Source organism: Albidovulum sp., assembly GCF_049646345.1.
Taxonomy (GTDB): domain Bacteria; phylum Pseudomonadota; class Alphaproteobacteria; order Rhodobacterales; family Rhodobacteraceae; genus Albidovulum.
Map to the genome: position 1 here is coordinate 1 of NZ_JBARVQ010000478.1, position 1,805 is coordinate 1,805.

The window sequence follows — 1,805 nt, forward strand, 5'->3', positions numbered from 1 at the left end:
CTGTAGTATTGATAGTGCAATATGCCACATCAAATCAGGTTGGAATGACGCAAGACCACAATTTCGAGCCCGCGCGTTTCCTTGAGGAACTGGTCAGCACCGGTGTCCTGAACGCACCGGCGGCACAGCGTGCGGCCGATGCCAGCGGCCAAACCTCGACAAGCGTGGAAAAAACCTTGCTTGAAATCGGCCTTGTTGCCGAGGAGACATTGTTCCGGGCACTTGCGACACATCTCGGCCTTCCCTTTGCAGAACATGACAAAATCAGGCCCGACCTTTGCCAGGACATCGCGCTCGCGCCGGAATTCCTGCGCCGCGCGGGGATTGTACCCGTTGCGATCGATGACAGTGTAACGATTGCGGTTTGTGAACCCGATTGCGGTGACCTTCTTGCAAGCATCGCTTTCAAACTGAAATGTCCGGTTCGCGTCGAAATCGCGACGCCCTCGGCGATCAAGGCAGCTCTGACCTCTCTGCCAGGAGGCGAGCCGGAGAAAAACACGGGCGAAGCTTCGGACAGCGACATTGCCCGCCTGACATCGCTGGCCAATGACGGCCCCGTGGTGCGCCTGGTCAACGACCACATCGCCGAGGCGGCGACTCGACGCGCCTCGGACATCCATTTTGAGGCAACTGAGAATGGCATGCGTGTCCGCTATCGCATCGACGGTACGCTGCACCTGATCCGAACGCTTTCCAATACCGAAAAGGCCGGGGTCACTTCGCGCCTGAAGATCATGGCCGATCTCAACATATCCGAACGGCGAAGACCGCAGGACGGACGGGCACGCCTCTCCGTGCGCGGACGTGACATCGACCTACGGCTCTCAACCCTGCCGACCCAGTTTGGTGAAAGCACCGTTCTCCGGCTTCTCGATCAGTCACGGGTCGATCTCAGCTGGAGCGCCCTTGGCTTTACCGCAGATCAGGCCAGGGAGATAGAGCGGGTGGCGACCGCCCCGAACGGGATCTTTCTGGTGGCAGGCCCGACCGGCAGCGGCAAGACGACAACGCTCTACACGCTCCTGAACCGTCTCCGGTCGGACGAGCGCAAGATCATCACCGTCGAGGATCCGATCGAATTCTCGATCCCGGGCATCAACCAGGTCCAGGTCGAGCCCGAAATCGACATGTCCTTCGCGCGCGCCCTCCGCGCGATCCTGCGGCAGGACCCCGACGTGGTTCTCGTCGGCGAAATCCGGGACCCCGAGACGGCCGAGATCGCGACCCGCGCCGCGCTGGTCGGGCGGCTGGTCCTGTCGACGATCCACACCAATGACTCTGTCTCCGCGATCAGCCGCCTCAAGGATCTCGGCGTCGCCCCCTACCTCATCGGCGCGACACTCCGCGGCGTGCTCTCTCAGCGCCTCGTCCGGCGTCTATGTGACGACTGCAAGGGGGCGGGATGCGGCGCCTGTAATCAAACCGGATATGCCGGACGAACGGTCATCTCCGAGCTTCTGAAAAACACACCAACCCTCGCAGAAGCAATCACGCAGCACTCGGACCCCGCTGAGTTGGCACGGATCGCGAAAGCCGGCGGCATGACGACGCTGGCTGAGAACGCCGATGAGCTGGTGCAAGGAATGAGAGTGGCCGAACTGGATGTGGTCAGAGTGACGGTCAGGGACGAGTAAGCATGTGCGTGCGACGAGGGCCTTGATGTAGAATCCCACTCCCTAGGGTCAGGATTCATAACCAATAGATGACGGTTGCTGCAAGCGCGATGGCCGAGAGGAAGACCTTCGGACACCTGTCGTAGCGAGTTGCCACGCGCCTCCAGTCTTTGAGCCTGCCGAACATGA

1 protein-coding gene and 1 pseudogene are annotated in these 1,805 nt (G+C 61.0%); one reads left to right on the plus strand and one right to left on the minus strand.

All coding sequences use genetic code 11. The annotated features are described in order from the left end of the window. A partial coding sequence (locus tag WBB85_RS11945; protein ID WP_432638835.1) for a GspE/PulE family protein occupies positions 1–1,637 on the plus strand: 1,637 nt, incomplete at its 5' end. Positions 1,638–1,692: 55 nt separating this feature from the next. Here WBB85_RS11945 and WBB85_RS11950 read toward each other — a convergent pair. After that, positions 1,693–1,805: pseudogene (locus WBB85_RS11950) on the minus strand (IS5/IS1182 family transposase); the annotation flags it as partial.